This window comes from Microbacterium sp. LS_15 (genome assembly GCF_041954735.1).
Classification (GTDB): Bacteria; Actinomycetota; Actinomycetes; order Actinomycetales; family Microbacteriaceae; genus Microbacterium.
The window spans coordinates 292,001-314,927 of sequence record NZ_JAVAYD010000001.1 but is presented as its reverse complement, the minus strand read 5'-3'; the positions used below and the strand labels follow the sequence as shown (position 1 = coordinate 314,927).

The window sequence follows — 22,927 nt, the reverse complement described above, 5'->3', positions numbered from 1 at the left end:
GCGGCGTCCGGCTACGCTGAAGGGATGACTTCTCAGCCCCGCACTCCCTCTGCTATCGACAAGGTCGCCGATGGATGGGTCGACACGCTGGTGCAGTTGGCGCCGACGCTCGGCACGTACATCGGCCGCGACGAGGTCAACGATCGCTTCGGCGACCTGAGTCCCGAAGGGCATGAGAGCATCGCCACGGCGACCCGTGCGACGCTCGCCGAGCTCTCGGCTCTCGAACCGATCGACGCCGTCGACGAGGTCACGAAGGCGGACCTCACGGCCGAGCTCACGCTCGATCTCGAGCTGCACGAGGCGAACTGGCACCTCCGGGATCTGAATGTGATCGCGTCTGCCGCTCAGGACGTGCGGTCCGCATTCGACCTCATGCCCACGGCCACTGCGGACGATTGGTCGGTGATCGCCACCCGTCTCGCCGCGGTGCCCGATGCGCTGCGCGGCTACACGGAGACGCTCCGCGCCGGGATCGCCGCCGGGGTCACCCCTGCGCGTCGCCAGGTGGTCGAGGTCGCCACGCAGATCGACCGCTACATCGCCGACGACGGCTTCTTCGCGGCGTTCGTCGCTCACGCCTCGCCGGAGGACGGCAACCTGCCGGCATCCCTCGCCCGCACCCTCGCCGACAACTCGGCATCGGCGCGCGTCGCCTATGGAGCGCTGCGCCGCTTCCTCGCGGAAGAGCTCGCTCCCGCGGCCGGCGAGGAGGATGCCGTGGGGCGCGAGCTCTACGCCCTGAACTCGCGCCGCTTCCTCGGCGCCACGATCGACCTCGACGAGACCTACGAGTGGGGCCGCGAGGAGCTCGAGCGCATGGTCGCCGAGCAGACCGCGATCGCGAACGAGATCCTTCCCGGGGCGTCTGTCGAGGAGGCCGTCGCGCATCTCGAAGCGGATCCTGCTCGCAAGCTGGTCGGCACGGAGGCTCTGCAGCGGTGGATGCAGGAGACGAGCGACCGCGCCGTCGCCGAACTCGGCGCCACGCACTTCGACATCCCCGAGGTGATCCGCACCCTCGAGTGCATGATCGCCCCCACGCAGGAGGGCGGCATCTACTACACCGGCCCGACCGACGACTTCTCCCGCCCCGGCCGCATGTGGTGGTCCGTCCCCGAGGGCGTCACGGAGTTCGACACGTGGCGTGAGCTCACCACCGTGTATCACGAGGGCGTTCCCGGGCACCACCTGCAGATCGCGCAGGCCGTGTACAACCGTGCGGAGCTGAACTCGTGGCGCCGCCTGCTCGCCGGCACCTCGGGCCACGCCGAGGGCTGGGCGCTCTACGCCGAGCGACTCATGCAGCAGCTCGGCTACCTCGACGATCCGGCTGACCGCCTCGGGATGCTCGACGGTCAGCGCATGCGAGCAGCCCGTGTCGTGCTCGACATCGGCGTGCACCTCGGCAAGCCCCGTCTCGACGGCGAGGGAGTGTGGGACGCCGACTACGCGCTCCACTTCATGCGCAAGAACGTGAACATGTCCGACCAGTTCGTGCAGTTCGAGGTGAATCGCTACCTCGGCTGGCCCGGACAGGCCCCGTCGTACAAGGTCGGTCAGCGCATCTGGGAGCAGGTCCGCGACGCGTATCAGGCGGAGAAGGGCGCGGGCTTCGACATCAAGGAGTTCCACAAGCGCGCCCTCGACATGGGTGGCGTCGGCCTCGACACTCTCCGTAGGGCACTGCTCGAGCGGTGACGGGAATGTCCGCGCCCGGACCGATGTTCATTCAACTGAATAGAAGGAGCTGACATGGACATCGAGTTCGGGCTGGACACGTTCGGAGACATCACCCGCGACGGGGACGGCGAGCTGCTCTCGGGCGCTCAGACGATCCGCAACGTCGTGGACCAGGCGGTGCTCGCCGACGCGGTCGGGGTGGACTACTTCGGTGTGGGGGAGCACCACCGGCGGGAGTTCGCGATCTCGTCGCCGGAGATGGTGCTCGCGACGATCGCCGGGCGCACCGAGCGGATGCGGCTCGGAACCGCGGTCACCGTTCTCTCGTCCGACGATCCGGTGCGCGTGTTCGAGCGTTTCTCTACGCTCGACGCCCTGTCCGACGGGCGGGCGGAGGTCGTTCTCGGCCGGGGATCGTTCATCGAGTCGTTCCCGCTGTTCGGATACGACCTCCGCGACTACGACGCCCTCTTCGAGCAGAAGCTCGAGCTGTTCGTCGAACTCCTCAAAGAGGAGCCGGTCACCTGGTCCGGCAGCATGAGGGCCTCTCTCGAGAACGCCGACGTCTTCCCGAAGACCGAGAAGGGTCTCCGCACGTGGGTCGGTGTCGGTGGCAGTCCCGAATCCGTCGTGCGAGTCGCGCGGCACGGTCTCGGTCTGATGCTCGCGATCATCGGCGGTCCCGCCGGGCGATTCGCACCCTTCGTCGACCTGTACCACCGGTCGGTCGCGTCGTTCGGCACGACCGCGCAGCCGATCTCCGTGCATTCCCCCGGGCACATCGCCGAGACCGACGAGGAAGCGTGGGAGGCCGCGTACTCCGGGTTCGAGGCCATGAACAACACGATCGGCGCCGAGCGCGGTTGGCCGCCCTACAGCCGTGCGCGCTTCCAGAACGACGTGGGCCCGGCCGGCGCCATCTACGCAGGCTCTCCGGACCGCGTCGCGGCCAAGATCGCTGACACGGTGACCACCCTCGGCCTGGGGCGCTTCGACCTGAAGTACTCCACGGGCACCATCTCGCACGAGGCGCTGATGCGGAGCGTCGAGCTGTACGGTACCGAGGTGATCCCGCGCGTACGACGGCTCCTCGCCGCGAACGACTGAGGCGGGCCGCGAGGAGGCGATCCGACGCCCGGACGCCCCTACGATGGGGGCATGGCACAACCCGTCCTGCCGAGCCGTGAGTCGCTCGCCGGCCGTCTCGATGATCTCCCGTTCACGCGTCGGCACCTGCGCCTGCTGACGGGCTCGGGGGTCGGCTGGGCGCTCGACGCGATGGATGTAGGGCTGATCTCGTTCATCCTCGCTGCCCTCACCCAGCAATGGGGTCTGACGAAGACGGATGCCGGGTGGGTGGCCTCGGTCGGGTTCATCGGCATGGCACTCGGGGCCACCCTGGGCGGCCTGCTCGCTGATCGTCTCGGGCGGCGTCAGGTCTTCGCCTTGACCTTGCTCGTCTACGGCGTCGCAACGGGCGCGAGTGCTCTGGTGGGCGGTCTGGCAGCGCTCCTCGTGCTGCGGTTCCTCGTCGGCCTGGGTCTCGGGGCGGAGCTGCCGGTCGCGTCGACGTACGTGAGCGAGTTCGCGCCGGCCCGCATCCGCGGGCGCCTCATCGTCTTCCTCGAGGCCTTCTGGGCGCTGGGATGGACGGCAGCGGCGGTCATCGGATACTTCGTGATCCCGGCATCCGAGAACGGCTGGCGGTGGGCGTTCGCACTCGGCGCGATCCCCGCGGTGTATGCGCTGATCGTGCGCTGGGGACTGCCGGAGTCTCCCCGGTGGCTCGCCTCGAAGGGCCGGATAGCAGAGGCCGACCGCATCGTCTCGGCGTTCGAGGTCGACGCGGAGATCGAGCGGACCCCGGCCATCCGCAGGGAACCGGCGACGCAGCCGATCGCGGTGACCGTGCGGGCCCGGCTGTCCGCTCTGTGGAGCCCGGAGTTCCGGGTGCGCACGCTGTGTCTCTGGGTGGTCTGGTTGTGCGTCAACTTCGCGTACTACGGCGCCTTCATCTGGATCCCCAGCATCCTCGTCGACGCCGGCTTCGACCTCGTGCGCTCGTTCGGGTTCACGCTCATCATCACTCTCGCGCAGCTTCCGGGCTACGCGGTCGCAGCGTGGCTGATCGAGGTCTGGGGACGCCGCGTCACGCTGTCGGTGTTCCTGGTGGGCTCCGCGGTCTCCGCCGTCTTCTTCGGCACGTCGACCACGGAGGTCGCGATCGTCGCCTCGGGGATGGCGCTGTCGTTCTTCAATCTGGGCGCGTGGGGTGCGCTGTACGCCGTCACGCCCGAGATCTACCCCACGTCTCTTCGGGGTACCGGCGCGGGCTGGGCGGCAGGCATCGGCCGTCTGGCGTCGATCGCCGCGCCACTGGCCGTTCCCGTCCTCCTCGTCGCCGGGGGAGTGGCGACGCTGTTCGTCGTGTTCGGGGCCTGCTTCGTCGTCGCGGCGGCGGCGGCCTGGGGCCTGGCCGATCGCGGGGGAGTCGCGCTCGACGATCGGTGAGCCGCACCACCGATACGCCAATATGCTGGCGAGGTGACAGATGTGCGCTACGTGGCGATCGGGGACTCCTTCACGGAGGGCGTCGGCGATGTCCTTCCCGACGGTCGAGAACGCGGCTGGGCTGATCTCGTGGCCCAGGGATGGGCGGATGCCGCGGGGCACCCGGTCCAGTACGCGAACCTCGCGATCCGGGGCAAGCTCGCCTGGCCGATCGTCGAGCAGCAGCTCGAACCGGCGCTGGCCCTGCGTCCGACGCACCTCTCGTTCAACGGCGGAGGCAACGACATGCTTCGTCCGCGATCCGACCTCGAACACATCGCCGATGCGTTCAGCCGCGTTCTGCGCCGCTGCGACGAAGAGGGCGTCACACTCATCCTGCTGTCGGGAGCCAACCCCAGCGGTCAGCTCCCGATGGGCACCGTCGTGCAGCGCCGTGGGGATCTGCTCTCCGAGGCGGTGCTGCGTCGGGTGGAAGATCGTCCCGACGTCGTCCGCGCGCTCAATTGGCCCGATCGAGAGCTCGCGAGAGCGCCGTACTGGTCGGAAGACCGTCTGCACATGAATGCCGCCGGTCACCACCGCGTCGCGGCCCGTGTGCTCCACGCACTGGGGTTCGAGCCGCCGGCAGCCTGGTGGTCTCCGACCGCGGCGGCGATGGCCGGACCGTCGGGACTGGCCTACTACCGCGAGTTCGTCGGGCCGTGGGTGCGTCGTCGGCTGACGCGCACCTCGTCGGGAGACGGGCGCGCTGCCAAGTACCCCGACTGGGTGGAACGGATGCCTCAGGCGTGACGGATCTCGAGCTGCAGCGCCTCCCCGGCGGGCAGGTGACGTTGCACGACGCGCGACGCAGGGCCGAGCGCACCGTCGAGCTTGAGAGCTTCGAGATCGGCGTCTTCGCCGTGACGGAGGAGCAGCTGGCCGAGATCCTTCCGGTGCCCTCGCGGCATCCGCGTCGTCCCGCCGTCGACATCAGTTGGCTGCGGGCCGTGCACTTCTGCAACGCGGCGTCCGAGTGGGAGGGTCTCGACCCCGTCTACCGTTTCGACGGCGAGGACGTCGTGTGGGACGCGACGGGGGACGGCTACCGTCTGCCCACCGAGGCGGAGTGGGAGTACGCCTGCCGCGCCGGTTCGATCGGACCGCATTACGCTCCGCTGTCGGACGCCGCCTGGACGAGCGCCGACGGTGTCCGTGCCCCGCAGGAGGTGGGCGGCAAGCTCCCGAACCTCTTCGGGCTGTTCGACACGCTGGGCAACACGTGGGAGTGGTGCTGGGATCTGCTCGACCCCGAGCGCTACGGCGAGTACCGGGTCTTCCGGGGCGGCGGATTCGCCGACGAGGCGTGGAGCGTCCGAGCCTCCGTCCGGCGCGGCGGTTCTCCGCGCACCGCGCAGGACGATGTCGGATTCCGCGTGGCACGAGGCGGTTTCGACGATCCCCAGGCGGCCCAGGGGTGGTCGGAGCAGGACGACCGAGAGCGGTCGTTCTCGGACGGCCGGATCCCCTTCGGGTGGACGCCCCTGCGCCACCCCCGGGATTGAGCGAAGCCCGCGGGAGCCGTGGATGCGCCGTTTTGCCCGGTATACCGGAGAGGTGCGAAGCTGAGGGGATGACCTCCCGCTTCTCCCTCATCGTGTCCCAGGGACGCGTCGCCGATCGCACCGACGGCGCCCTCGTGGGCGCCCGGCTCGTGGGGGAGCGGTTTGCCGCACTCCTCGGCACGACACCGCACACGGTCGGCGTTCCCAGCGCGGCGAGGACGGACGACTGGACGACCGCGCTGCCCGAGGCCGAAGAGACGCTGCACGGGCTCCGGGATGCCGTGCGTGCGGCGATCGACGCGCGACAGGTGCCCCTGCTCGCGACGAACACGTGCGCGGCGAGCCTCGGCTCCCTGCCTGCCGCCGCCGAGCGGTACCCCGACGCCATCGTGCTGTGGTTCGACGCGCACGGCGACTTCCACACTCCCGGCACCACGGAGTCCGGATACCTCGGGGGCATGGTGCTCGCCGCCGCGAGCGGCCTGTGGGACAGCGGGCACGGCGCAGGAGTCGATCCTTCGCGCGTCGTGATCGTCGGCGGCCGCGACATCGATCCCGCCGAGGCCGATCTCCTCGCGGATGCCGGGGCGACCGTTCTCGCTCCTGCGGAGAGCACGCCGGAGCGGGTGCTCGAGCTCGTCGACGGGCGTCCGGTGTGGATCCACGTCGACTGGGACGTGCTCGAACCCGGCTACATACCCGCCGCCTATCGAGTCGGCGACGGCCTCCTGCCGCACCAGATCGCCGCGATCTTCGCAGCCCTTCCCGTCGAGGCCGTGAAGGGCGTCGAGCTCGCGGAGTTCGAAGCCGGCGACGCCGAGGTTCCGGAGCGGGTCAGCCTCGAACTCATCATCGAGACGTTCCAGCAGCTGCTGCGCTGAGGGCACTCCATCCGGCGCGCCTCCGCGTCAGCGACGGCGCTCCGGGTCCAGACCGACGCGGATGCGGGTGCGCTTGCGCTCGATCAGGATGAACGTCATCCCGAGGAGCCAGAGCGGGATCGGCATGAGGAACGCGATGCGGAACGCCTCCAGCGAATAGGTCTCCGGCGTTCCCGCGCCCTGCAGATCCAGCACGAGGCCGATGAGGAAGATGGCGATGAGAGCCGCGATGAAGCCGCCGGCATTCGTCACGCCGGTGGCGGTGCTGAGACGGTGCGACGGGTTGTGCGTGCGGGCGTGGTCGAAGGCGATCATGCTCGCGGGGCCTCCCGTCGCCAGCGCAACGGCCAACACGTAGAGCAGCCAGACCGGGGAGGGACCCGGAAGGGCGATGACGGTCGTCCACGCAACCAGCTGCACGACCACGGCGGGGAGGACGAGAGCGAAGGACCGTCGGTTCGGCCAGCGCCGCGACAGCTCTCCGATCACGGGCCCCAGTGCCATTCCCGCGACGACGTACACGGAGATGATGCCGGCGGCATGGGCCGTGTCGAGTCCCTGCGCCGCGGTGAGGAACGGCATCCCCCACAGAAGGATGAAAGCGGTGCCCGCGAACGGTGTCGTGAAGTGCGACCAGAAAGCGAGACGCGTGCCGGGGTGCGCCCACGCCGCGCGGATGCCGACGCCGGTGTCTATCGCCGATGTCACGACGCGCACGACGCCGGTGTCGGTGTTCACCGAGACGTCGACCGTGCGCTCGGGCGGCCGGTTGCGGATGACGACGGCGACGAGGACCGTGAAGAGGACGCCGAGCCCGGCGATGCTGCCGAACGTGATGGTCCAAGACGTCGCATGCAGCAGGGCGGCCAGCGGCACGAGTGCGACGAGTTGCCCGGCCTGCCCGATGATTCCGGTGAACTGCACCATCACGGGGCCTCGCTGGGCGGGGAACCAGGTGGCCACCAGGCGCAGCACCGCGGGGAAGACGGCGGCGTCACCCGCGCCGAGCAGGATGCGGGCGACGATCGCGATGCCGATGCTGGGGGAGAAGGCCATGGTCAGTTGCCCGACAGCCATCAGCAGCATCCCGACGGTCATGATCGGACGGGAGCCGTAGCGATCCAGCAGGATGCCGATGGGGATCTGCATACCGCCGTACACCGCGAGCTGGACGACGGCGAAGAGCGCGAGCGTCGAGGCGTCGGCCATGAACCGATCGGCTGCATCGACGCCCACAGCCCCGAGCGAGGTGCGATTCGTGATCGCGAGCACGTAGGCGGCGACGCCGACCGACCAGATCAGCCAGGCCTTCCATCCCGGGTTCAACACAGGGGAGTGGGCAGCGGACGTCACCCTTCCACGCTACTCCTGGTCGGGGGCGGCTCCGGTCGCCGCGTCAGGCGTCAAGCACCTCGACCATCTGAGAGACGGAGCGTCCGTGAGCGAGCTGTGCGACACGAGCCGCGAGCTCGGAATGCACCTGAACGACCGTCGGTCCACGTGACATCCACCGGCCACCGGACCGAGTGAGTTCGAGGTCGGGGGAGACCGCGGCGTCCGGGAGCGCTTCCCGCCCTTCCGCGACGCGCACGGCCGCACCCAGCATCCCGATGAGCCACGCCTCGCCGAAGGCGTGGGGTCGGAGCGAAGCGATCGGCCCACCGCGTCCTCGGAAGACCTGGAACATGGTGTCTGCGCGACGCACGACCCAGTCGTCGTCGCCGTGGGCGAACTCGCAGGCGACATCCGCGTGCAGGGTGATGTCGGCCCCGAACCGACGAAGGGCTTCGACGCAGGCGGTGCTCAGTAGGCGTCCGTCGAGCTCGCGTTCCCGGCGACGCAGCTCCGCTCGGTACCTCTCGCGCGCGATCGGCGCGTACTGCTCCTCGAGCGCCCGCCGGTCGGGTCTCTCTCCGCGAGCGAGTCGATCGAACAGCCAGGCCGGGTCGATCTGGACGAAGTAGCGGAAGAAGACATCGACCGGTCCGCGCCTGAGCCGGCGATCAGCGACGAGCAACTGCACTCCGTGGTCGACCGACCAGACCGCGGCGGTCTCGCCGTCCACGACGGCGACCCAGGACCATCCCGGTGACCTGATCTCGGGTGCACTCTGTTCGATGGCCGCGCTGAGCGGAGTGCCGCGCCGGACGGTGAGCACACCGGCGTGCGAGACCGCATCGTCTCCCATCGCGACGCTGTCGCGGTCGACGTGGAGTTCGAGGGAGCGGGGGCGGAGCATGAACCGAGCCTAGCCAGCGTCGGGATTTACCTGAACTGACATAATGTGCATTATCGGTTCTTCTCCATTCTCCGCGGGCGGTCGGTAGGCTCGCTCCGTGGACGGTGAATCAGTGGACGTGGCGTGGGCCGACGCGCGCGAGGTGAACCAGCAGAACTGGGACGATCGGGTTCCTCTCCATCAGGTCGCCTACGGCCTCGAGGCATTCGACGAGCCGTCGCATCTCAGCGATGTCGTCCGCGCTGACGTCCCTGTGCTGGAACGATTCCTCGCGAACGGCTCGCTGTCCGGCCTCGATCTCTGCCACCTGCAATGCCACATCGGCACCGACACGATCTCTCTGGCACGCGCCGGCGCTCGGGTCACCGGCGTGGACTTCTCGGAACCCGCTCTGGCGGCCGCCGCAGACCTCGCTCGACGCACGGGCGTCACGGCCACCTGGGTGCAGACAGACGTCCTGGACGCCCGGACCGCTGTGAGCGGCGACTTCGACGTGGTCTATACCAGCATCGGCACGATCTGCTGGCTGCACGATCTGGACCGTTGGGCCGAACAGGTCTTCGGGTTGCTTCGCGACGGTGGCACATTCTTCATCCGCGACGCACACCCGGCTCTCTACGCGCTCGACGAGAACGCGCCGGGACTTGCGATCCGGTATCCGTACTTCGGCAGCGGTCGTGCTCAGCAGTGGGATGACGAGTCGACCTACGCCGGTGAGGGCACCGTGGCCCACAGCCGCACCTACGAGTGGCCGCATCCGCTCTCCGAGATCATCGGCGCGCTGCTCCGCTCGGGACTCCGCCTCGTGCACTTCGACGAGGGCCGCACACTCCCCTGGCGGTTCAGCACGCGCATGGTGGAGGTTCCCGGCGGCTACGCCTGGCCCGAAGCAGAACGCGAGCTGGTGCCGACCACGTACACGATCGTCGCTCGTAAAGATCGCGCCTGAGGACGCCTCTCAGCGCTCGCGCCGGGTGAGGTTGAGGTGCACGACACCGAGCGGTGACGGCGTGGCCTCGATCTCGAAGCGCTCCTCGAGTCCCTCCAGTCCGTCCCACAGACGCTCACCTCGTCCGAGGACGATCGGCGCGACGACCAGATGCATGCGGTCGACGAGATCGGCCGCGAGGAACTGGCGCACGGTCGTGACGCCTCCGCCGATCCTCACGTCTGCGTCTCCCGCGAGCTCCCGGGCTCGGCGCAGCGCCTCGGCCGGCTCGGCATCCAGAAAGTGGAAGGTCGTGCCGCCTCCCATGACGATCGGGTCCCGCGGGTGGCGCGTGAGGACGACCACCGGCGTGTGGAACGGCGGCTCCTCGCCCCACCAGCCTCGCCACTCCTCGTCGGTCCAGGGTCCTCGCTGAGGGCCGAACTTGTTGCGCCCCATGATCTCGGCGCCGATGCCCTCCTTCCATCGCCGCGCGAACGAGTCGTCGACTCCCTCGGATCCCGGTCCGTCACCCGGAAGCCCCATACGGCGGAACGTGCGCGTCCCGAACGCCCACTGCATCAGTCGCGAGCCCGCGTGACCGAAGGGCGCCTCGAGTGTCTGCCCCTCCCCTGCTCCGTAACCGTCGAGCGAGATCGTGAAGTTGTGCACGCGCACCAGGGACATGTCTTCTCCTTGTTCGGGCTCAGGGCGCGACGTCCGTGTCAGGCCCCGACGTAGGCGGCCAGGTGTTCGCCCGTGAGGGTCGACCGCGCGGCGACCAGCTCGGCGGGGGTTCCCTCGAACACGACGCGACCGCCGTCGTGCCCCGCGCCGGGACCGATATCGATGATCCAGTCCGCGTGAGCCATGACGGCCTGATGATGCTCGATGACGATGACGCTCTTGCCCGATTCGACGAGACGGTCGAGCAGTCCGAGGATGTTCCGGACGTCTGCGAGGTGCAGGCCCGTGGTCGGCTCGTCGAGCACGTAGACGTCGCCCTTCTCCCCCATCTGGATGGCCAGCTTGATGCGCTGACGCTCGCCACCCGACAGGGTCGACAGGGGCTGGCCGAGGGCGAGGTAGCCGAGCCCCACGTCTGCCAGGCGTCCCAGGATCGCCGCCGCTGCCGGGAGCTTGGCCTCGCCGTCGGAGAAGAACTCCCTGGCCTCGGACACCGGGAGGTCGAGTACCTCGGTGATGTCCTTGCCCCCCAGCTTGTACTCCAGCACAGCGGCCTGGAAGCGCTTGCCGCCGCAGTCCTCGCACGGGGTCTCGATGGTGTCCATGAACCCGAGCTCGGTGATGATCACGCCTGCCCCCTTGCAGGTCGGGCACGCCCCTTCGGAGTTCGCACTGAAGAGCGCCGGCTTGACGCCGTTCGCCTTGGCGAAGGCCTTGCGGATCGGCTCCAGCAGCCCGGTGTAGGTGGCGGGGTTGCTGCGCCGAGAGCCCTTGATCGCCGACTGGTCGATCGAGACGACGCCATCGCGCTTCGACACCGAGCCGTGGATGAGCGAGCTCTTGCCCGACCCGGCGACTCCGGTGACGACGGTGAGGACTCCCGTCGGGATGTCGACGTCGACATCCTGCAGGTTGTTCTCCTTCGCACCGCGGATCTCGATGACCCCCGACCTCTCGCGCACGGTCTCCTTCACCTGCGCGCGATCGTCGAGGTGCGATCCGGTGCGCGTTCCGCTGGACCTCAGCCCCTCGACGGTGCCCTCGAAGCAGATGTCCCCTCCGGCGCTCCCGGCGCCGGGTCCGAGGTCGACGACGTGATCGCCGATCGCGATGGTCTCGGGCTTGTGCTCCACGACGAGGACGGTGTTGCCCTTGTCTCGCAACCGCAGCAGCAGGCTGTTCATCCGCTGGATGTCGTGCGGGTGCAGGCCGATCGTCGGCTCGTCGAAGACATAGGTGACGTCGGTGAGCGATGAGCCGAGATGCCGCAGCATCTTGATGCGCTGCGCCTCTCCGCCCGAGAGGGTGCCGGAGGGGCGCTCCAGGCTCAGGTAGCCCAGCCCGAGCGTGACGAATGCGTCGAGATTCGCGCGCAGTGCGTCGAGCAGCGGGCCGGCACCGGGCAGGTCGAGCCCCCGTACCCACTCCGCCAGATCGGTCACCTGCATGCGGCAGGCATCGGCGATGCTGATGCCGTCGATCTTCGACGACCGGGCTCCCTCGGTGAGACGGGTGCCGTCGCACTCCGGGCAGGTCGCGAACGTCGCGACCCGCTCGACGAAGGCGCGGACGTGCGGCTGCAGAGCCTCGAGATCCTTCGACAGCATCGACTTCGTGATCTTCGGGATCAGGCCCTCGTAGGTCATGTTGATTCCGGAGATCTTGACCTTCGTCACCTCTCCGTAGAGGAACAGGTGCCGCTGCTTCTCCGTGAACTCCGCGATCGGCTTGTCGCCCGGGTAGAAACCCGACTGGGAGAACCCCTTCACCATCCATCCGTCGGCGGTGTACCCGGGAACCATGATGGCCCCCTCGTCGAGCGACTTCGACTCGTCCACGATCTGCGAGAGGTCGAGGTCGGAGACCGCTCCCCTGCCCTCGCATCGCGGACACATGCCGCCGAGATAGATCGCATCCTTGACGATCTTCTTCTCACCGCCCGGTCCCGTCATCACCCCGCTCGCCCTCTGCGTCGGGATGTTGAACGAGAAGGCGGTGGGTCCGCCGATGTACGGTTGCCCCAGCTTGCTGAAGAGGATGCGCAGCATCGCGTTGGCATCCGTCACCGTGCCGACCGTGGAGCGCGGATTCGCCCCCAGTCGCTCCTGGTCGACGATGATCGCCGTGGTCAGCCCCTCGAGCACGTCGACGTCGGGCCGGGGCACGGAGGGCATGAACCCCTGCACGAAGGCGCTGTACGTCTCATCGATCATGCGCCGCGACTCGGCGGCGATGGTGTCGAAGACCAGCGAGCTCTTCCCCGAACCGGAGACGCCGGTGAACACGGTCAGGCGTCGTTTCGGGATGTCGACGCTGACCTCCTTCAGGTTGTTCTCGCGTGCGCCCTGCACGCGGATGAGGTCGTGGGCGTCGGCGGCGTGGGTCATGGGTTCCTCGAACGGTCGGGCGGGCTCAGCCGGCCTGGTTGATACGGAGCAGGTTGCCTGCTGGATCGCGGAAGGCGCAGTCGCGGACGCCGTACGGCTGATCCATCGGCTCCTGGACGACATCGGCGCCCTTCTCGACGAGTCGCTCGAACAGACCGTCGAGGTCGTCGCTCGCGAGCGTGAGCGCGCCGTAGCTCCCCTTCGCGATCAGCTCCACGATGGTGCGTCGCTCGGCGTCGGTGAGACCGGGGTCCGTAGCAGGCGGGTGCAGCACGATCGACGTCCCCGGCTGGCCTTCGGGTCCGACGGTGAGCCAGCGGAGCCCGTCATAGCCGACGTCGTTGCGCACCTCGAATCCGAGGGCGTCGCGGTAGAAGCCGAGGGCCGCCTCGGCATCCGTGTGCGGGAGGAAGGCGTAGTGGATGCTGATGTTCATGGGTTCAGGTTAGGTTCGCGTCGGTGCGGGGTGCTTCTTGATTCCTGATCGGTCGGATGACCTGCTTGACCTGGAAGGTCGGGATGCCGTCGACGTTGGCGGCGCGTTCACGGTACACCCGGGGTGAGACACCCACCAGCTCGGTGAAGCGGGTGCTGAAGGTGCCGAGCGACGAGCATCCGACCTCGAAGCACACCTCGGTCACGGTGAGGTCGCCGCGCCGCAGGAGCGCCATGGCGCGTTCGATGCGCCGCGTCATGAGGTACGAGTACGGGGACTCGCCGTAGGCGTCACGGAATCGGCGGCTGAGGTGACCGGCCGACATGTGCACACCGCGCGCGAGCGCCTCCACGTCGAGCGGCTTCGCATACTCCCTGTCGATGCGGTCGCGAACCCTGCGCATGACGACGAGCTCGCGGAGCCGGGCATCCTCGTCGAAAGTCACCACTCGATAGTGCCATGGCGCTTCGTGGCCTCGCGTGAACTCCCGCGTCGCCCGCGAGCACTCCTCCCCCATTCCGGGCGCCACAGCGATATTCTGTGACCACCCCTCACAGGGTTTTCTCAGAAAGGGTCCCCAACCATGTCTGAATCACTCGCGAACGAAGCGAAATCACTGTTCAGGTCCATCCGCATCACCCTCGCCGTATCGGGTGCGCTCGCACTCATCGCCGGCATCGTCCTGCTCGTGTGGCCGGTGAAGTCGGCAGTGATCGTCACGGGCATCTTCGCCTCGTACCTGATCGTCGCCGGGCTCGTCTACATCGGCCTCGGCATCTTCTCGCACCGCAAGGGCGGGTGGGCGCGAGTCGGCCACATCGTCCTCGGACTGCTCTACATCGCCGCCGGCGTCATCGCCTTCGCCAATCTCGGCGCCGCCGCGGCGACCCTGGCTCTCGTCGTCGTGATCTTCATCGGGATCAGCTGGATCGTCGACGGGGTGGTCTCGCTGTCGCTGCTCGGACAGGACGGCTCGAGGGTCTGGACGCTCCTCTACGCCCTGCTGAGCATCATCGCGGGAATCGTCGTCCTGTTCTCGCCGCTGTTCGCCGCTGCCGTGCTCTGGCTGGTCTTCGGCATCTCGCTCGTCGCCCTGGGCATCGTGCAGATCGTCCGCGCGATCACGATCGGCAAGGACGCGAAGGATGCAGCGGATGCTGTGCGCGCCGACACCGTGAACTGACATCCGCACGAGCAGAGAGGGCCCCGTCCGAACGGACGGGGCCCTCTCTCATGTCCAGGGAGTCACTCGGCGGTGAAGCCGCTGACATCGCCCACCAGACGGGTGTTGTCGGCGGGCACCGGGTCGACGGCGGCGCGTGCGACCTCCGCGGCGAACTCCGAGACGTTGTAGAGCTTGCCGGCCGACTCGCGCCGCTCGGCGATCGCACCCGGGTTCGCGCGCTCCAGGAGCGTGGCGGTGATGGTGCCCTCGATCATGTCGCCGGACACCACAGTGAAGCCGATGCCCTTCTCGGTGAGTTCCGGGATGCGCTCGCGCAGAGCATCCTCGCCCGCGCGCTTCGACAGCGCGACCGGCTCGTACTCCGGCATCGTGGGCGTCGTCCGGATGAAGTGCGCCTGGTGGCTCGTGACGAAGACGACGCGGGCGCCGTCGTCGAGCAGCGGCGTCGCGGCGTCGAGGACGTTGAGCTGCGCGTCGCGGTTGAGGGTGAGCGCGTAGTCCTCGGCCATGCCCGACTCCATGCCGCCCGACGCGTTCAGCACGAGTACGTCGAGGCGCCCGAACTCCGCCTTGACGGCGTCGAACATCTCCCCGACCGAGGCGGGGTCGGTCAGGTCGGCCCCTACGGTCAGCACGCGACGACCGAGCTCGCGCAGCTGCGCGGCGAGCTTCTCGGCTCGCGGAGCCTTGTTGCGGAAATTGATGACGACGTCGGCGCCCGCTTCGGCGAGGTACCGCACCGTGTCGGCCCCGATGCCTCGCGAAGAACCGGTGACAAGGGCGACCTTGCCGTCGAGAGAACCTGCGGGAAGAACGTCGGTCACGGTGACTCCTCAAGTGCGTGGATCGCCGTGATCGCACGGCCCCCTCAGACTAGCAAGGAGGCGTCCGACACCCCTGCGGCGAACACCCCGCGTGATAGGTTGACCGCAACAGGGAGGCCTCATGGACAACTTCGCAACATTCGTCCAGTTCGTCGATCAGTGGGCATGGGTGGGGTGGCTGGTCCTCATCGCCCTCTTCCTCGTGATCGAGATGCTGACCCTCGACTTCACCTTCCTGATGCTGAGCTTCGGCAGTGCGATCGGGCTCGTGACCGACTTCCTCGGCGTGCCGGTGTGGGTGCAGGTGCTCGTGGCCGCAGGTGCAGCCGCGCTCTTCATCCTGTTCCTGCGCCCACCGTTGATCCGGCGACTCCACCGGGGCGAGGACCCGACCAAATCCAACGTCGAGGCCCTCGTCGACCTCCGCGGCACGGCGTTGCAGGACGTCACCCAGATCTCGGGACAGGTCAAGCTCAGCAACGGCGACACCTGGACCGCACGCACGGCGACCTCGATGCCGATCCCCCAGGGATCGCCGATCGCCGTCACCGCCATCAACGGCGCCACCGCGACCGTCCGACCCGTCAACGACTAGGAGCACCCCGTGAACGACAGCTCGTTCATCCCGGCCGCCATCGGCTGGATCCTCGTCATCGCGATCATCATCTTCGTGGTGGTCACGCTGGCCCGATCCATCCGCATCATCCCCCAGGCGACCGCCGGCGTCGTCGAACGACTCGGGCGGTATCACAAGACCCTCACGCCCGGCCTCAACATCCTGGTTCCGTTCATCGACCGTCTGCGCCCGCTGATCGACATGCGGGAGCAGGTCGTCTCGTTCCCGCCGCAGCCGGTCATCACCGAGGACAACCTGGTCGTCTCCATCGACACGGTGGTCTACTTCCAGGTCACGGACGCTCGTGCCGCGACCTACGAGATCGCCAACTACCTGGGCGCCGTCGAACAGCTGACCACGACGACCCTGCGAAACGTCGTCGGTGGTCTCAACCTCGAAGAGGCACTGACCAGCCGCGACAACATCAACGGCCAGCTCCGCGTCGTGCTCGACGAGGCGACCGGCAAGTGGGGCATCCGCGTCGGACGCGTCGAGCTCAAGGCGATCGACCCGCCCGTCTCCATCCAGGACTCCATGGAGAAGCAGATGCGCGCCGAGCGTGACCGCCGCGCAGCGATCCTCACCGCCGAGGGTTCCAAGCAGTCGCAGATCCTCGAGGCGGAAGGCCGTCGACAGGCGGAGATCCTCCGCGCAGAGGGCGACAAGCAGGCTGCGGTGCTGCGTGCACAGGGTGAGGCAGAAGCCATCCAGAACGTCTTCAGCGCGATCCACCAGGGGCAGCCAGACGACAAGCTCCTCGCCTACCAGTACCTGCAGATGCTGCCGAAGATCAGCGAGAGCGAGTCGAGCAAGCTGTGGATCATCCCGAGCGAGCTCACGGAGGCGCTGAAGAGCATCGGCAGCGCGTTCACGCCCAAGCCCGGTCAACCGCCCGTCGGCACGCCCGGCGCGTGACGCACCCGTACTTCGAGAAGACCGCACACCCGCGAGTCCTCGCCCACCGTGGCCTCATCACCGCGGAGGGCGAGGACTCGGGTGTGTGGGAGAACTCGGCTGCCGCCTTCGCCGCCGCTCATGCCGCCGGCGCCGAGTACATCGAGACAGACTGCCAGGTGACCGCCGACGGCGACGTCGTGCTCTTCCACGACTCGTCCCTGAAGCGGCTCACCGGAGACACCCGCCTCGTGCGCGAGGTGCGCACGAGGGATCTCGCGAGCATGTTCGCCGATCACGGCGGCCTGCTCACCGTGGCCGAGGCGCTTGCGACCTTTCCCTCGACCCGCTTCAACATCGACGTGAAGACCGCCGAAGCCGTCGGGCCGCTTGGCGGAATCCTCAGCGAGGACACGCACCGCGTGCTGGTCACGAGCTTCGACGACCGCAGGCGTCGAGCTGCCATCGCGTCGGTGCTCCGGGCAGGTGCCGGACTCCGCCCCGCGACCTCGGGTGGCAGCCGCACCATCGCCGCACTCCGTGCGCTCTCGGCGCTTCGACTCCCCACCGGGCGGGTGCTCCGCGACATCGATGCTCTGCAGATCCCGGAGCACCACGGCGCCGTCCGGGTACTCACGCCCGCTGTGCTCACAGCCGCCCATCGGCACGGAGTCGAAGTGCACGTCTGGACCGTGAACGAGCCCGCGGACATGGTCCGGCTCACCGGTCTGGGCGTCGACGGCGTGGTCTCCGATCGGGCCGATCTCGCCCTGGCTGCGCTGCGTCGCTGAGCGCCCTTTCCCCGCCTCTCGAGCGCGCTGGGATTCCGCTGTGAATCGTTCAGGGAAAGCGTTCGCGTGGATGAAGCGCACAGGTCGGAACGTTATACCTGGCAGAGACGAGAGGACCACACAATGGCAGATCGCAGCCTACGCGGCATCCGACTCGGCGCCCAGAGCCTACAGAGCGAAGAGGGTGTCGTCTTCATGGAGCGCCGAGAGACCACCTACACCTGTGACACGTGCGGCCATGTCACGACGCTCATGTTCGCGGCCGATGCAGAGGCGCCGCAGACCTGGGAGTGCCGTGCCTGCGGCGCCGAGGCACGTCTGAACGTCGACGGCCAGGCCGTCACGCTGGACGCGGCCGACGAGAAGGCCGCCCGCACCCACTGGGACATGCTGATGGAGCGCCGCACGCGCGCCGAGCTCGAGGAGCTGCTCGAGGAGCGCCTCGCATTCATCCGCGCGCGTCGTGGAGCCGGCGAAGACCCCACCCGCGAGAAGATCGGCGCCTAGCGCCTCCGGGCGCGCCACCACCCGACGATCAGCGCGCCCAGCCCGCCCCACAGCAGAAGCTGCTGGATCCACGGGCCCAGGACGACACCCGCCGTGAGGCCGGATCGGAGCTCGACGTTCTCGAGCATCGCTCCGGCCTCATCTGCGTCCAGACTCGAGACGGTGCTGCCGTCGGCACGGATGATCTGACTCGTGCCGACCGTGGAGATGTTCACCACGCTGCGGCCGGTCTCGATAGCGCGCATGCGCGCGAAGGCCAGCTGCTGCAGGTTCTCGTCCGTCCCCCGGAAGTCGGCGTTGTTCGTCTGGAAGACGAGAACCTCTGCGCCGTCGCGCACCCCCTGATCGACGACGTCGTCGTAGATGACGTCGAAGCAGATGGCGAGCCCGACCTGCACCCCGTCGACGTCGATCACGGAGCTGTTCGTCCCTGGCGTGTACTCCCGCTGGATCAGACCGATGAGGTCGGGCGCGAGGGCGTTGAAGAACGCGCGATCGGGGACGTACTCGCCGAAGGGCACCGGATGCCGCTTGTCGTGCGTCTCCTCCGCCGCTCCGTCCTCGGTCCACAGCATCGAGGTGTTGTAGTAGCGGCCGTCGCGCTCTGTCGCGGCATTCGCCAGGAGCGGTGCCCCGATGCGTGAACTCACGAAGCTCATCCGCCGGGCGAGGGCATCGGTCTGGAAGGGGTCGTAGTCCAGCGACCCCTCCGGCCAGACGAGGAGGTCGACGTCCTCACCGAACAGCGGTGCGGTCGCCGTCGCCTGCGCGTCGACGAGCGAGTACGGTTCTCGCTCATCGAAGTAGCCGCTCGGGCCGTTGCCCTGCACCGCGGCGATGCGCATCGATCCGGTGCCCGTCGTCGGGAACAGCGGCGTGAAGGCGAGGACGACGACGAGAGCCGTCGGCACGACCAGCAGCGGGCGGCTCACCGCACGGCGAGCCCGGACCATCTCGATGAGCACGGCCACGAGGAACACCATGACGAAGCTCAGACCGCTCACCCCGAGCCACGACGTCACCGGAGCGAGCGGACTCTGCGCCTGCGTCATCCCCAGGCGCGCCCACGGGAACCCTCCATACGGCCAGGAGCCGACGAAGAGCTCTCGACCCACCCAGAGGGCGGCGACGACCGCCGGGAGCAGCAGCAGGCGCGCAGCAGGCCGCGGGAAGGCACGAGGGAGCCACCGGTAGGCCAGGGCGATCGGGACAAGTGCGAGCGCTGTCAGGCCGCCTTCGACGACGCTGAGCGCCGCCCACGGCACGGGTCCGAGATAACGCGACGTCCACGACACGAGCAGTGCGAAGAAGACCACCCCGTAGACGGCGCCGACGAGAAGGGCCCCGCCGACTCGGCGCCCGACCAGAGCGAGCAGCAGCAGGGCGACAGCGGGAAACGCAAGGACCCAGACGGCAGCCTCGGGGTACGACAGATCCATGAGGATGGCGGCCGTGATCGCGCCGAGGACGGCAGCCCAGAGAGGAAGGAGCGGGCGCGGTGCGGCGGGTGCCGCCGGGGAGTCCGACATCGATCCCCTTCTCACATCGACGAGTACGCCACGATGCCCCGGCGTACCCCGTCGAGCGCGGCTCGCGCGTTCCGTGCGAGAGTCCCGTCTTCGGCGACGATCGACAGCTGGTCGAGCAGATCGATCGTCTGCTTCGCCCAGCGGACGAAGTCGCCGGCGGCCATGTCGGCGTCGATCAGGACCCGATCGAGGCTGCCTCCGCGCGCCCAGGTGTGCATGGCGCCGGCGAGACCCGCGGCGAGCGGCTCGGTCCCGGGCAGGTGGTGGTCCTTCTCGAGGTCGTCCAGCTCGGCCCACAGCGTCGTCGTGCGGTCGTACGCGGAGCGGAAGGCTCCGCGCGGGAGCCCGCGCTCCCCCGAGTTCGCCTCATCGCGGCGCGGTTCGTACACGAGACAGCAGGCCATCGCCGCGAGAGACGGAGCGTCGAGCCCCGTCCACAGGCCCTGGCGGAGGGATTCGGCGATGAGCAGATCGCGCTCTCCGTAGATGCGCCGCATGGTGCGTCCGGCATCCGTCAGTCGAGTCTCTCCGTCTTCACGACGGAGGTAGTCGAGCGTCTCGAGGACCTCGCTGACCCTGTCGAAGACGCGCGCCACCGTGCCCGTCCGATTCTCGATCTGTCGTCGCGTGCGGTCGGTCTCGCGCTTGAGCTTCCAGTAGCGCTCGGCCCACCTCGCGTGCTTCTCGCGGTCGGGGCACCGGTGGCATCCGTGCCGTTGCATCCGCGTGCGCAGAGACTGGATCTGTTTCATCCGCTTCTCGCGTGCTATTCGCGGTGAGTTGGAGTCCTGCCGGTTCTTCTTCTCGAGGTCGCTCAGCTCCCGGCGCATCGCGGCATACTCCATGAAGTCGCCGTGCTCGCAGACCATCGCCGAGCGGTACCCCTCGAGCGATTCCTCCGCCTCGCGGACCTTTCGCGCGAGACCCACCACGGCCCGATCCGCCTGGAACTGGGCGAACGAGGACTCGAGGACCTCGCGCGCACGGTCGCGGCCGAAGAGATCGATCAGGTTCACGGCCATGTTGTACGTCGGACGGAAGCTCGAGTTCAGCGGGTAGGTCCGTCGAGACGCGAGCGCCGCGACCGCCTGCGGGTCCATCCCCTCGGTCCACTGGACCACCGCATGGCCCTCGACGTCGATGCCGCGACGACCCGCCCGGCCCGTGAGCTGGGTGTACTCCCCCGACGTGATCGCGACCCGCGCCTCGCCGTTGAACTTCTCCATCTTCTCGAGGACGACGGTGCGCGCAGGCATGTTGATGCCGAGCGCAAGCGTCTCGGTCGCGAAGACGGCCTTCACCAGCTTCCGCTGGAAGAGCTCCTCGACGACCTCTTTGAAGGCGGGCAGCAGACCCGCATGGTGGGCTGCCACTCCCCGCTCCAGGTTGTCGAGCCACTCCCAGTACCCGAGGACGCCGAGGTCCTCCTCCTGCAGCGTGCGGGTGCGCTCCTCGACGATCGAGCGGATCTCCGCGCGCTCCTCGGTGGAGGTCAGTCGGAGTCCTGACCGGCGCACCTGCTGGACGGCCGCGTCGCATCCGACCCGGCTGAAGATGAAGAAGATCGCCGGAAGGAGGTTCGACCGTTCGAGCAGTCGCACGACGTCCGGACGATCCATCCGCTCGATGCGACGGACGTTCGCCGAGCGCACCGGACGCCGCCCGCCGCGCGGTGGGCGCTGGGCCTGCCTGCCGGCGTGTCGGTTGCTCCGATAGGTCTGCGCTTCGCGATTCTGCTCGTAATGCGATCCGGTGAAGGAGCGGATGCGCATCAGTTCCTGGTTCACCTGCGCTGTCGCGAGCCCGGCTCGATCGTCGAAGAGCGGGAGCAGGTCGTCACGGACGAGCACGTGCTGCTCGAGCGGGACGGGTCGGATCTCCGAGACGATCACCTCGGTGTCGCCGCGTACGGTGTCGAGCCAGTCGCCGAACTCCTCTGCGTTCGACACGGTCGCGCTGAGCGACACGAGCCGCACCTGCGACGGCAGGTGGATGATGACCTCTTCCCAGACAGCGCCGCGGAAGCGGTCGGCAAGATAGTGCACCTCGTCCATGACGACGTAGCGGAGATCGCGCAGAGCCGCGGAATCCGCGTAGATCATGTTGCGCAGCACCTCGGTCGTCATAACGACGATCCGGGCATTGCCGTTGATGTTCGTGTCGCCCGTCAGCAGACCCACCTCATCGGGGCCGTAGACCTCGACGAGCTCCCGGAACTTCTGGTTCGACAGCGCCTTCATCGGCGTCGTGTAGAACGCCTTGTCGCGCGTGGTCTGCATGGCCAGGTGGATCGCGAACTCGCCGACGATCGTCTTGCCCGCCCCCGTCGGAGCGGCGACCAGCACGCTGTGGCCGCGCTCCAGCGCATGGCAGCCCTCGATCTGGAAGGGGTCGAGATCGAAGCGCTGACGGGCGGCGAACGCCGCCGTCTGCGGATGGCCGGCAGCCTCGCGCGCGGCGGCGAAGCGCTCGGAAGGCGAGCTCATGCGATCGCGGATCCGAGACCGGCGGCCTCGTCGCGCTTGCGCTTGCGCCGATCGAAGAGCATCGACACGAGCGCGGCCGCGAAGTAGAGAAGCACCAGGATGCCGGCGAGCATGAACATGCTCACGAGGTCGGCAGCCGGGGTGGCGAGAGCTCCGAAGACACAGGAGATGAGGATTGCGACCCGCCAGCCTTTCAGGATGTCGCGCCCCGTCATGACTCCCGCGACGTTCAGGGCGACGAGGAACACCGGAAGCACGAAGGAGACGCCGACGACGATCATCAGCTTGAACACGAAATCGTAGAAAGCGGATGCTTCGTAGAGGTTGTTGCCGCCTTCCGGAGTGAATCCCGCCATGAGCTCGATGACGTGCGGAACCACGAGAGTGCCGACGTAGCACCCGGCGAAGAAGAGAGGGATCGCTGCGCCGACGAAACTGATCGTGTAGAGCGTCTCCTTCCTCGTCAGACCCGGCATGATGAACGCCCAGATCTGCCACAGCCATACCGGCGCGGACAGGAAGAGTCCGATCGAGAACGCGATCCGCATGCGCAGATCGAACGGAGCGGTGACCGACGAGAAGGTGAGGGCGACGATGCTCTCCCCGCGCTCGTCGGCGACATGACGAATCGGCTCGGTGATGAAGTGGATGATCGGGTCCGTCACCAGGAACGCGACGACCATACCGACCACGAGCGCGATGGCAGCGATGATGAGTCGCTTGCGCAGCTCGACGAGATGGGCTCCCAGAGACATCCGCCGGTCACGGCGTCCATCGCTCGCAGCCATCGCTGCTGAA

22 protein-coding genes are annotated in these 22,927 nt (G+C 68.3%); 12 read left to right on the top strand and 10 right to left on the bottom strand.

Annotation, left to right across the window (positions count from 1 at the left end; all coding sequences use genetic code 11):
• The first annotated feature begins 24 nt into the window (after nt 1-24).
• The 6 genes from RAC69_RS01565 to RAC69_RS01540 all read left to right on the top strand — a co-directional run bounded on the left by RAC69_RS01565 (nt 25) and on the right by RAC69_RS01540 (nt 6,619).
• The gene (locus RAC69_RS01565) at nt 25-1,701 is read left to right on the top strand and encodes a DUF885 domain-containing protein (RefSeq protein ID WP_375084665.1); all 1,677 of its coding nucleotides are present in this window, start codon (nt 25-27) and stop codon (nt 1,699-1,701) included.
• 54 nt (nt 1,702-1,755) lie between these two features.
• Nucleotides 1,756-2,790, top strand: coding sequence for an LLM class flavin-dependent oxidoreductase (locus RAC69_RS01560; RefSeq protein ID WP_375084664.1), 1,035 nt, complete (start codon nt 1,756-1,758; stop codon nt 2,788-2,790).
• A 51-nt stretch (nt 2,791-2,841) separates the two neighbouring features.
• On the top strand, nt 2,842-4,194 hold the full coding sequence (locus RAC69_RS01555) for an MFS transporter (protein ID WP_341934453.1): 1,353 nt from the start codon (nt 2,842-2,844) through the stop codon (nt 4,192-4,194).
• Between the two features lie 42 nt (nt 4,195-4,236).
• On the top strand, nt 4,237-4,986 hold the full coding sequence (locus RAC69_RS01550; protein ID WP_375085293.1) for an SGNH/GDSL hydrolase family protein: 750 nt from the start codon (nt 4,237-4,239) through the stop codon (nt 4,984-4,986).
• On the top strand, nt 4,983-5,738 hold the full coding sequence (locus RAC69_RS01545; protein ID WP_375084661.1) for a formylglycine-generating enzyme family protein: 756 nt from the start codon (nt 4,983-4,985) through the stop codon (nt 5,736-5,738). Before RAC69_RS01550 ends, RAC69_RS01545 begins: the two co-directional genes overlap by 4 nt.
• Nucleotides 5,739-5,806: 68 nt before the next feature.
• Entirely contained in the window at nt 5,807-6,619 is an 813-nt protein-coding gene (locus RAC69_RS01540; RefSeq protein ID WP_375084659.1) for an arginase family protein, read from the top strand.
• Nucleotides 6,620-6,646: 27 nt separating this feature from the next.
• Here RAC69_RS01540 and RAC69_RS01535 read toward each other — a convergent pair whose 3' ends face one another.
• Together RAC69_RS01535 and RAC69_RS01530 are read right to left on the bottom strand one after the other, a co-directional pair.
• Nucleotides 6,647-7,972, bottom strand: a complete 1,326-nt coding sequence (locus tag RAC69_RS01535; protein ID WP_375084657.1) for a nitrate/nitrite transporter — start codon at nt 7,970-7,972, stop codon at nt 6,647-6,649.
• Nucleotides 7,973-8,015: 43 nt separating this feature from the next.
• On the bottom strand, nt 8,016-8,858 hold the full coding sequence (locus tag RAC69_RS01530; protein ID WP_375084655.1) for a hypothetical protein: 843 nt from the start codon (nt 8,856-8,858) through the stop codon (nt 8,016-8,018).
• Between the two features lie 97 nt (nt 8,859-8,955).
• Between RAC69_RS01530 and RAC69_RS01525 the strand changes: the two genes are divergently transcribed.
• On the top strand, nt 8,956-9,807 hold the full coding sequence (locus RAC69_RS01525; protein WP_375084653.1) for a class I SAM-dependent methyltransferase: 852 nt from the start codon (nt 8,956-8,958) through the stop codon (nt 9,805-9,807).
• Nucleotides 9,808-9,816: 9 nt separating this feature from the next.
• Here RAC69_RS01525 and RAC69_RS01520 read toward each other — a convergent pair whose 3' ends face one another.
• Genes RAC69_RS01520 through RAC69_RS01505 form a run of 4 tightly spaced genes read right to left on the bottom strand, consistent with a single transcriptional unit; the run spans nt 9,817 to nt 13,699 of the window.
• Nucleotides 9,817-10,473, bottom strand: coding sequence for a dihydrofolate reductase family protein (locus RAC69_RS01520; protein WP_375084651.1), 657 nt, complete (start codon nt 10,471-10,473; stop codon nt 9,817-9,819).
• 38 nt (nt 10,474-10,511) lie between these two features.
• On the bottom strand, nt 10,512-12,860 hold the full coding sequence (locus RAC69_RS01515) for an ATP-binding cassette domain-containing protein (protein WP_375084650.1): 2,349 nt from the start codon (nt 12,858-12,860) through the stop codon (nt 10,512-10,514).
• A 25-nt stretch (nt 12,861-12,885) separates the two neighbouring features.
• Complete coding sequence (locus RAC69_RS01510) at nt 12,886-13,296, bottom strand: VOC family protein (RefSeq protein ID WP_375084648.1); 411 nt, start codon at nt 13,294-13,296, stop codon at nt 12,886-12,888.
• A gap of 4 nt (nt 13,297-13,300) precedes the next feature.
• Nucleotides 13,301-13,699 carry a helix-turn-helix transcriptional regulator gene (locus RAC69_RS01505; protein WP_375085292.1) on the bottom strand — a complete coding sequence of 133 codons (399 nt, stop codon included), beginning with the start codon at nt 13,697-13,699 and terminating at the stop codon, nt 13,301-13,303.
• Nucleotides 13,700-13,879: 180 nt separating this feature from the next.
• Here RAC69_RS01505 and RAC69_RS01500 point away from each other — a divergent pair, with 180 nt between their 5' ends.
• Nucleotides 13,880-14,479 carry a DUF308 domain-containing protein gene (locus RAC69_RS01500; RefSeq protein ID WP_341934497.1) on the top strand — a complete coding sequence of 200 codons (600 nt, stop codon included), beginning with the start codon at nt 13,880-13,882 and terminating at the stop codon, nt 14,477-14,479.
• Nucleotides 14,480-14,541: 62 nt separating this feature from the next.
• Here RAC69_RS01500 and RAC69_RS01495 read toward each other — a convergent pair whose 3' ends face one another.
• Nucleotides 14,542-15,306: an SDR family oxidoreductase gene (locus tag RAC69_RS01495; protein ID WP_375084645.1), complete on the bottom strand. Its 765-nt coding sequence runs from the start codon at nt 15,304-15,306 to the stop codon at nt 14,542-14,544.
• A gap of 121 nt (nt 15,307-15,427) precedes the next feature.
• Between RAC69_RS01495 and RAC69_RS01490 the strand changes: the two genes are divergently transcribed.
• The 4 genes from RAC69_RS01490 to RAC69_RS01475 all read left to right on the top strand — a co-directional run bounded on the left by RAC69_RS01490 (nt 15,428) and on the right by RAC69_RS01475 (nt 18,114).
• Nucleotides 15,428-15,901, top strand: a complete 474-nt coding sequence (locus tag RAC69_RS01490) for an NfeD family protein (protein WP_341934499.1) — start codon at nt 15,428-15,430, stop codon at nt 15,899-15,901.
• Nucleotides 15,902-15,910: 9 nt separating this feature from the next.
• Complete coding sequence (locus RAC69_RS01485) at nt 15,911-16,837, top strand: SPFH domain-containing protein (RefSeq protein ID WP_375084643.1); 927 nt, start codon at nt 15,911-15,913, stop codon at nt 16,835-16,837.
• On the top strand, nt 16,834-17,607 hold the full coding sequence (locus RAC69_RS01480; RefSeq protein ID WP_375084641.1) for a glycerophosphodiester phosphodiesterase family protein: 774 nt from the start codon (nt 16,834-16,836) through the stop codon (nt 17,605-17,607). Before RAC69_RS01485 ends, RAC69_RS01480 begins: the two co-directional genes overlap by 4 nt.
• Before the next feature lie 123 nt (nt 17,608-17,730).
• Nucleotides 17,731-18,114, top strand: a complete 384-nt coding sequence (locus RAC69_RS01475; protein ID WP_341934502.1) for an RNA polymerase-binding protein RbpA — start codon at nt 17,731-17,733, stop codon at nt 18,112-18,114.
• Here the strand turns inward: RAC69_RS01475 and lnt are convergent.
• From lnt to tatC, 3 genes are read right to left on the bottom strand one after another with little or no spacing between them, the layout of a single operon-like run.
• A complete protein-coding gene (lnt, locus tag RAC69_RS01470; protein WP_375084639.1) occupies nt 18,111-19,643 on the bottom strand; it encodes an apolipoprotein N-acyltransferase in 1,533 nt (510 codons plus the stop codon). The genes RAC69_RS01475 and lnt overlap by 4 nt on opposite strands.
• Nucleotides 19,644-19,654: 11 nt before the next feature.
• A complete protein-coding gene (locus tag RAC69_RS01465) occupies nt 19,655-22,129 on the bottom strand; it encodes a DEAD/DEAH box helicase (protein WP_375084638.1) in 2,475 nt (824 codons plus the stop codon).
• Nucleotides 22,126-22,884: a twin-arginine translocase subunit TatC gene (gene tatC, locus RAC69_RS01460; protein ID WP_375085290.1), complete on the bottom strand. Its 759-nt coding sequence runs from the start codon at nt 22,882-22,884 to the stop codon at nt 22,126-22,128. The genes RAC69_RS01465 and tatC overlap by 4 nt, the downstream gene beginning before the upstream one ends.
• Nucleotides 22,885-22,927 lie beyond the last annotated feature (43 nt).